This window comes from Flavobacterium sp. 38, assembly GCF_057799715.1.
Window position 1 is genome coordinate 38,466 of record NZ_JBYNWZ010000018.1, and the last position, 7,485, is coordinate 45,950.

A 7,485-nucleotide genomic window follows, 5' to 3' on the forward strand; every position below is an offset into this window, starting at 1 on the left:
ATGTTTATTTAAACTAAGTGAAACGCCTTTCTGCGATTCGCATGTCTATGTTTCTATGTGTTTAAATAAAAGAATTAAGATTTACTCATTCGTTTTTCCAATTTCGCAAACAGTATGTAAAGTCCTGGAATAATCAAAAGACCAAATACAGTTCCGATTAGCATTCCGCCTGCAGCAGCTGTACCGATCGAACGGTTACCAATTGCACCCGCACCAGAAGCAATACACAGCGGAATCAAACCTGAAATAAAAGCAAATGAAGTCATCAAAATTGGGCGGAAACGAAGTCTTGCGCCTTCAATTGCGGCTTCGACGATATCGCGTCCGAGTTTGTTCTGCGCCATGGCAAATTCGACAATCAGAATGGCGTTCTTGGCGAGCAGACCAATCAGCATGACGAGTGCTACTTGGGCGTAAATATTATTGTCTAATCCAACCATTACAAGTGCAATGTAAGAGCCGAAAACTCCAACTGGAAGACTTAATAAAACTGGGAACGGAAGCAATAAACTTTCGTATTGCGCGGCCAATAATAAGTATACAAAAAGTATACACAGTCCAAAAATGTATATCGTTTGGTTACCCGAAAGAATCTCTTCACGCGTCATACCAGACCATTCCAATTCGAAACGGCTTGGCAATTTTTCTGCAGCAATCCTTTCCACTGCAGCAATCGCATCTCCAGAACTGTAACCTTCAGCAGGTTCACCATTAATCATAGCCGACATATACATGTTGTAACGCGTTAAAACCTCTGGACCGTACACTCTTTCTAATTTGATGAAAGTAGAAAACGGAACCATTTCGCCAGCTTCATTTTTCAAATACATATCCAAAATGCTTTCTGGATTTTGACGAAACTGCGGACTGGCCTGAACCATTACTTTATACATTTGAGAGAAACGAATAAAATTGGTTGCATAAAACGAACCTAACATCGTCTGTAAAGTACTCATGGCATTGTCTACCGAAATTCCTTTTTTCGCAGCCAAATCATAATCAATATGAATTAAATATTGCGGGAAAGTAGCGTCAAAACTCGAAAATGAGTTCTGAATTTCTGGCGAAGCATTTAATTCTTTAATAAATTCTTTCGTTACTTTATCGGTATTGGTAATGCTTCCTCCAGATTTATCCAGCAAACGAAGCTCAAAACCACTCGTGTTACCAAAACCAGGAACAGTTGGCGGTGCAAAAATCTCAATTTGTGCATCAGAAATATTTTTAGTTTTTTCTGTAAGCTCGGCCATAAAATCGGTAACCGAAATATCACGTTCGCTCCAGTCTTTCAAGTTGATCATTCCCATTCCGTACGAAGCTCCAGCGATTTCAGTTACAATGCTGTATCCTGCAAGTGTTGTAACGTTGTCAACACCTTTAATGCCTTGCGCAATTTTAGTTACTTCATCCAACGCTTTTTCAGTACGTTCTACCGTTGCTCCTTGCGGAGTAGTAACACTCACGTAAACCATTCCCTGATCTTCCGTCGGGATAAATCCTGAGGCTAAAAATCTAGTAGTTCCCCAAGTTAAGATGCAGAAAAGTACCAATAAACCAACGGTAACGGTATTTCGATCGGCAAATTTCACTAATACTTTAATGTATTTTGAAGTAATATTATCAAACCAATGGTTGAATCTGTTAAAGAAACGATCTAAAAGTGATTTTTTCTCTTTATTCGGATCGTGCGCTTTCAGCATAATAGCACAAAGAGCAGGAGTAAGCGTAAGTGCGTTAATACCCGAAATCACGATACTGATCGCCATTGTTAAGGAGAACTGTCGGTAGAAAACTCCAACAGGACCGCTCAAGAAAGCAACCGGGATAAACACCGCAGCCATTACAATCGTAATCGCAATAACGGCACCTGTAATTTCTTTCATCGCACTAATGGTCGCTTCCATAGGCGCCATGTGTTCTTCGGAGATTTTTACGTGAACGGCTTCGACCACGACAATCGCGTTATCGACTACAATTCCGATCGAAAGTACTAAGGCGAAAAGCGTTAATAAGTTGATCGAGAATCCCATCATCGACATAAACGTAAACGCACCAATAAGCGCGACAGGAACCGCTAATACAGGAATTAAAGTCGATCTCCAATCTTGAAGGAAAAGGAAAACGACAAATGCCACTAAAATAAAGGCTTCTACCAATGTTCTTAATACTTCGTGAATAGAAGCGTCTAGGAAACGAGAAACATCATACGCAATATTAAATTCCATTCCTGGAGGAAAAGAAGACCCTTTCAGTTCTGCCATTTTTTCTTTTACGCTCGCAATTACTTCAGAAGCGTTCGAACCTGGGCGCTGTTTCAACATGATTGAGGCAGAAGGTTTTCCGTCGGTTTTAGAAACCATTCCGTAACTCATGGCGCCAAATTCGATTTTCGAAATGTCTTTTAATCGTAAAATAGTTCCGTCTGAATTGGCTCTTAATGGAATTTCTTCGTATTGCTTCGGTTCGAAAAATTTTCCTCCGTACTTAATCACATATTGCAGCTGATTGTTCATTTGTCCTGAACCTTCACCCACTTTACCAGGTGCAGCAGAAATGTTTTGCTTTTGAAGCGAATTAATCACTTCATTTGCTGAAATATTATACGAAAGCATCTTTTCTGGATCTAGCCAGACACGCATCGAATACTCTTTTTGTCCCATGATTTCGGCACGTCCGACACCGTCTATACGTTTTAATTCCTGAAGGATATTAATATCCGTAAAGTTGAAGATAAACTGCTCATCCTGAGTTTTGTCGGTACTTGTAATATTCAAGTACATCAACATACTGTTTACCTCTTTTTCGGTGGTAACTCCGGCACGAATTACCTCTTCAGGAAGTTCGTCCAGAATTGTGGTAACCCTGTTCTGCACGTTTACGGCAGCCAGATCGGGATCGGTTCCTACTTCAAAGAAAACCTGAATTAAAGTCAAACCATCGTTGGAAGTTACGGTTGACATATACGTCATTCCCGGAACTCCATTTATGGCTCTTTCTAACGGAAGGGCGACAGCATTGGCCGAAACCTCTGCGTTTGCTCCTGTATATTTTGCTGTAACGGTTACAGACGGTGGTACAATATCTGGGAATTGGGTAATGGGAAGCTGAAACAACGCCAGCAATCCCAGAAGCACTATCATAACCGAGATGATTAATGACAATATTTTCCTTCTGATAAATAGCTCTATCATTTTAAATTTTTTAGATAAATAATTAAATAACTGTTTTACAAGTCGATAAACCTATATTTGTTTCATATTGATTTTATCGCCGTCTCTCAATGATTGTGTACCTTCTTGTACAATTAGGTCGTCGCTTTTTAGACCGTCATTTAAGATGTACACATCATCTAGAGTCGTTTCAATTGTAACATTCGTCATTTTAACTACTCCATCTTTGTTCACGCGGAAAACGTATTGTTTGTCCTGAATAGAAAAAACAGCTTTCTGCGGAATTAAAATTGCATTGGTTTTTGGCTCTGAAATAATCAGTTTTCCAGAAGTTCCGTGTTTGATAAACCCTTGCGGATTGTGAAATTTTGCTTTGTATTGAATAGAACCAGTCTGTCTGTCGATTTCTCCGTCAGCCGTTCTTAATTCTCCTTTTTGACCATAAACCATTCCGTTTGGCAACACCAGTTTAATATCGCCATGAGTGTTTAAGGTTTTGTCTTCCATCATCTGGAAATAGGTATTCTCTGGAATAGAGAAATAGGCGTACACATCATCCAGTTGAGAAACGGTTGTCAATAGAGAACCGTTTTCAACCAAACTTCCTTCTTTAAACGGAATTCTATCTACAGTTCCGTCAAATGGCGCGCGTATGGTCGTAAAACTAATTTGTTGGTTGATGGCTTTTCTTTCTGCGGCTGCGTGAGCTAATTTCGCGGAAGCGGCATCATTTTTTGCTTTAGACAATTCTAATTCTTTGTCTGCAATTACTTTTTTATTGAAAAGTGTTTGTGCCTGTTCTAGTTCGACAGTTGCAATTCTTAAATCGGCTTTAGCGCTTTTGTAAACCGCTTCGGCTTTCAGCAATTGAATCTGAAGTTCAACATCGCTTATTTTGAAAAGAAGTTGTCCTTTTTTTACTTTTTGTCCTTCGCTAACGTATACTTTGTCTAGTAAACCCGGAATACGAACGTGAATTTCTACATTGTTTTTAGCATGTACATCGGCAACAAATTTGCTCGAAACTATGGTGTCTTTTAAAGTTACCTTGTAAACAGGTACTGTTTTTATGTTGTTAGAATCTTTTTTTGATTTATCTCCGCACGAGACTAAAACGAATAAAGCCAAAGTGCATAAAAGAAATGGATTTTTATAAATGCTCATCATTAGGTGTATTTTTTGAATAAATAGATTTTCTCCCTTGCTAAGTGAATACAGGGAGTACGAATTTGGATTTAGAAAATAAATGGATTACTAATACTTGTTTTTGGAAAAAGTACCGCAATAAAAATGTTTTTATAGCAATAACTGCTCAATCGCATCAGCAAATGAGGTATTGTTTCTGAAATTAGAAATATAAAAACGACTAAATCCTGCAGCCTAGAAAAGCTGATACAAATGAAGATGAGGATGTCTTTCGATGTGGTATATTGAAGCTATACCATAAATTAAGCTCTTTTTATAAAGCTTGAAGTTGACTAAATTGCTAAAATACGGAGCCTTGATCGTACTTTGTTCTAAAGTAGTGGCTCTTGATTTGATTTTCTTTTTGAGTTTGTAATGAACTTCTAAATTTTTAGAAGAAGAAAATTCAGAAGAAAAAATCTGCGTATCGTCTGCTGTTACGCTATCTAAGGTAATACAGTTGCTCGTATGATAAATCGGATGATACGTTTCGGTGCCTCTAAAAAAGCAGAGCAGCGAAAGTAAAACGATATATATGAACTTTGTGGGTTTCATTTACGTACGGCTTATAAAATTTGTCCTTAGAAAAAGAGATTAATATTGTTTAAAGTGCGCCAAATATAGTAATTTGAAAAGTAAGGTTTCTTAAAATTATTTTAAAAACCATGAAAATTAAAAATTTGATAATAATTGAAGTTGGTTTTTACTGTTTTAATTTTTTACCGACTTTGTAATTAATAAGTTAGTATTGCTATCTTAGTAGAATAATTAAAAAACTACAAAATGGCAGACCAATTTCAAGAAGTAATAAAAAAAGCGTACAATGCTTTTAACGAAAGAAATATCGATAATTGTTTAGCTACGATGCAGGAAGATGTGCAATGGTCTAAAGCTTGGGAAGGCGGTTATATTGTCGGACATGACGAAATCAGACAATATTGGACAAGGCAATGGTCTGAAATAAACCCAAAAGTAGAGCCGGTTGGTTTTGACGAAAGAGAAAATGGCAGCCTTGAAGTTAAAGTGCACCAAAATGTAAAAGACTTGCAAGGCAATTTGATGTTTGACGGATTGGTAAAACACGTTTATACTTTTCAAGATAGCTTGATTAAAACCATGGATATTGAGTTGGTTGAGAATTAATTTCAAGAAAGAGCACCAAATTGATACGTATAATATTAGAAATAGTTTTTAGTTAAAGCCTTATCTTTGCGTTTTAAGAATACAAGGAAACGAACTTTGTTTCCTATAATAAAAGAATACTACGTGAATCACTTAAAGCTTTTCGGAACAAAAATACTGCTAATGCTATCTGTAATTAGTTATGGACAAAATCTAGACAAAATCATAAAAGAAAATATCGGAAAAAGAACAGATACTTTGGTTCAGTTACAAACAGACTCGCCTTATAATTATATGCCTGTAACAATTATTTCAGGAAAAGAAAAAGGGCCTGTTTTTACCATTGTTGCAGGAATACATGGTTATGAATATCCTCCAATCGCAGCGGTTCAAGAGTTAATCAAAGAAATTGATCCTAAAAAGTTAAAAGGAACTTTAATTGTAGTTCCGATTGCCAATGTAGGTTCATTTTATAAAAGAACACCATTTGTAAATCCGCTTGACGGGAAAAACTTGAATAATGCTTTTCCAGGTTCAGAAACAGGAACAATTACAGAACAGATTGCCAATTATATTACGAAAGAGATTATTCCGCAATCGGATATTTTTCTAGACATTCATGGCGGAGATGCCAACGAAGATTTGCTTCCATTTGTCTGTTATTACAACAACACAGCAGAAGAAAAGAAAACGCTTTTAAGTGCTAAACTTTCAGAGATTTCGGGAATCAATCATCTCGTTTCTTATCCGTACACGATTACCAAAACCGAACCTGCCAAATATGCTTTTAAACAAGCTTCTCAAAACGGAAAAACCGCTTTAAGCATCGAAGCTGGAAAATTAGGAAATGTGCAGACAGAATCGGTGCATTTAATTAAAAAAGCAGTTTATAATATGCTCAATTATATGGAAATGTACAACAACGGAACAGCTTCTGCAAAAAATCCGTCAGCGGTTTATTTAAACAATCAGGAATATGTAAAAGCAGAAATTGCTGGAATTTTTCATAGCACTTTAAAAAGCGGTGATTACATTAAAAAAGGCGATAAAATCGGTTTTGTTTCTAACGAATTTGGAAAGGTTTTAACTGAGATTAAATCTCCTGCAACGGGTATTATTTTGTATAAAATTGGTACGCCGCCTGTGAATATGGGGGAGACTGTTTTTTGTATTGGGTATTGAAAAGTTTTTCGATTTAGTCATTTTATAAAATATTATATAAACATCATTTTAAATATAAGCAATCAATAAAAGATGAAGCTAAAAATGACTTTTTGGAATCAAATGCATGCATTATTTGATTTAATACTTATATCATGTTTATATTTTGGTTTTTGGATTTTTAACTTAGAAGTTTTAAGTTCTAAATTCATCCTATATTTAGGATTACCTTTTCTTGTAATTTTTGCAGTGCCTGTAATTATTATCCATCTAAATTATTATTTCGTAAGTGCAAAAACAGTTTATGACATAAATGACCAATACTTTGTAGTAATTTATAAAAACAAGAGTGTAAAATATAATATTGCTGATATTGAAAAAGCTACTATTGTTATGACACCAAACAAATTAAGCGATAGTGCAGTTAGAAGTTTTCCTTTTGAAAACTATTATTACATAAAATTACAATTGATAGATGGTAAGGTTTTAATAATGACTAGTTTGCATTCTAGAAAAATAGACAAGATAGTAAAAGACCATTTCAAAGAAATTGAAATTGTAAAAATTAAAAACATTTTTCCTCTTGCCAAAAAAGTTGATTTAAGTCTTTTTAAGTAACTGTATTTGAAAAGTATATTTACCCCTCGCTGGCGCGAGCGTCCCGCTCGTTGTCTCGTCCTGAAATAAGTTGAAACTGTTTTAAAAACTCATTTGGATTTATTTTCTTGTCTTGTCCTAAAATAGGTTTACACAAAAGTGTAAAAATATGGAAAGATATTCAAAAACATCATCATCAAAATGGCAGTCTAAGTACAGTGAAGAATTCAAACGATTTGTTTGTAATGAT

At 35.7% G+C, this 7,485-nt stretch carries 6 protein-coding genes; 3 read left to right on the forward strand and 3 right to left on the reverse strand.

From position 1 onward, the window contains the following. Positions 1-74: 74 nt before the first annotated feature. The 3 genes from AC3E9W_RS22760 to AC3E9W_RS22770 form a co-directional block, all read right to left on the reverse strand. Positions 75-3,191, reverse strand: coding sequence for an efflux RND transporter permease subunit (locus tag AC3E9W_RS22760; RefSeq protein ID WP_488770185.1), 3,117 nt, complete (start codon positions 3,189-3,191; stop codon positions 75-77). A gap of 51 nt (positions 3,192-3,242) precedes the next feature. Beyond that, positions 3,243-4,337 carry an efflux RND transporter periplasmic adaptor subunit gene (locus AC3E9W_RS22765; protein ID WP_456893333.1) on the reverse strand — a complete coding sequence of 365 codons (1,095 nt, stop codon included), beginning with the start codon at positions 4,335-4,337 and terminating at the stop codon, positions 3,243-3,245. A gap of 213 nt (positions 4,338-4,550) precedes the next feature. Continuing rightward, positions 4,551-4,910 carry a hypothetical protein gene (locus AC3E9W_RS22770; protein WP_488770186.1) on the reverse strand — a complete coding sequence of 120 codons (360 nt, stop codon included), beginning with the start codon at positions 4,908-4,910 and terminating at the stop codon, positions 4,551-4,553. A gap of 228 nt (positions 4,911-5,138) precedes the next feature. Between AC3E9W_RS22770 and AC3E9W_RS22775 the strand changes: the two genes are divergently transcribed. From AC3E9W_RS22775 to AC3E9W_RS22785, 3 genes are all read left to right on the forward strand, one after another. Further along, complete coding sequence (locus AC3E9W_RS22775) at positions 5,139-5,498, forward strand: nuclear transport factor 2 family protein (protein ID WP_488770188.1); 360 nt, start codon at positions 5,139-5,141, stop codon at positions 5,496-5,498. 162 nt (positions 5,499-5,660) lie between these two features. Beyond that, on the forward strand, positions 5,661-6,659 hold the full coding sequence (locus AC3E9W_RS22780) for a succinylglutamate desuccinylase/aspartoacylase family protein (protein WP_488770189.1): 999 nt from the start codon (positions 5,661-5,663) through the stop codon (positions 6,657-6,659). Between the two features lie 72 nt (positions 6,660-6,731). After that, positions 6,732-7,256 (forward strand): PH domain-containing protein, encoded by a 525-nt coding sequence (locus AC3E9W_RS22785; RefSeq protein WP_488770190.1) that lies wholly within the window; start codon positions 6,732-6,734, stop codon positions 7,254-7,256. Positions 7,257-7,485: the final 229 nt, after the last annotated feature.

What these genes read in the sequence shown, in the direction of transcription:
- AC3E9W_RS22760 (WP_488770185.1), bottom strand. Translation starts at nt 3,191, where the DNA reads ATGATAGAGCTATTTATCAGAAGGAAAATATTGTCATTAATCATCTCG.
- AC3E9W_RS22765 (WP_456893333.1), bottom strand. Translation starts at nt 4,337, where the DNA reads ATGATGAGCATTTATAAAAATCCATTTCTTTTATGCACTTTGGCTTTA.
- AC3E9W_RS22770 (WP_488770186.1), bottom strand. Translation starts at nt 4,910, where the DNA reads ATGAAACCCACAAAGTTCATATATATCGTTTTACTTTCGCTGCTCTGC.
- AC3E9W_RS22775 (WP_488770188.1), top strand. Translation starts at nt 5,139, where the DNA reads ATGGCAGACCAATTTCAAGAAGTAATAAAAAAAGCGTACAATGCTTTT.
- AC3E9W_RS22780 (WP_488770189.1), top strand. Translation starts at nt 5,661, where the DNA reads ATGCTATCTGTAATTAGTTATGGACAAAATCTAGACAAAATCATAAAA.
- AC3E9W_RS22785 (WP_488770190.1), top strand. Translation starts at nt 6,732, where the DNA reads ATGAAGCTAAAAATGACTTTTTGGAATCAAATGCATGCATTATTTGAT.